Consider the following 773-nt stretch of genomic DNA (forward strand, 5'->3'; position numbering starts at 1 on the left):
ATCGACAATGACATCAAAGTCAGCGGCAGACATGGATGCATAATCAGTCAGGATGTTCTTCTGTTGCTTCATAAAGGTTTTTAAATATTCCTTCATCGGCTTTTCTACCTTCGCCTTGACCTCTTCATCACTTGTTCCTAAGCAAGTATGCAGCATCACCGCTACTTTGCGAGATTCGGGCGAAAATCCACTTTGGGATAAAGTCTTCCGATACAACTCAATTTTTGCTTCTAAATCCGCTAAATCACCAGCCGTAATTCCTGTGAGAATATTAGCTCCGATTTTGGCTGCACGCTCATAAGTGTCAGCACTACCGTTCGTCGCTATCCAGATATTTAGTTCATTTTGCAACGGTCTAGGTAAAGTACGTATTTCGTGTACAGCTCCATTGACATCTGTAAAAGGAATCTGCTCACCAGCCCAAAGCCTTTTTACCAATTCTATAGAGTTGAACATTTCGTCTTTTCTGGACTCGTAGTAATCGGGAGTTTGGACAGGGGCAATCACAAAATCAGCAGGATGCCAGCCCGCAGCAAAGGCAACCGAAACACGTCCTTTTGAAAGATTGTCCACCACAGACCATTCCTCAACAAAGCGAATCGGGTGATGCAATGGTAGTACAACGCTTCCTGCTCTAAGCTCAATTCGTTCTGTAATCGTAGCTAGAGCAGCACTTAGCACCGAAGGGTTTGGATATAATCCCCCAAAGTCCTCAAAGTGTCGCTCAGGTGTCCAAACACCTGCAAATCCATGCTGATCAGCATAAGCTGTAC

General features: G+C 44.5%; 1 protein-coding gene. It reads right to left on the reverse strand.

The annotated features are described in order from the left end of the window. Nucleotides 1-773: MupA/Atu3671 family FMN-dependent luciferase-like monooxygenase (locus AYJ08_RS05755; protein ID WP_157452795.1), on the reverse strand; the 773-nt coding region annotated here is incomplete at both ends.

Source organism: Brevibacillus sp. SKDU10 (genome assembly GCF_001645205.1).
In the GTDB taxonomy this organism is placed as follows: domain Bacteria; phylum Bacillota; class Bacilli; order Brevibacillales; family Brevibacillaceae; genus Brevibacillus_B; species Brevibacillus_B halotolerans.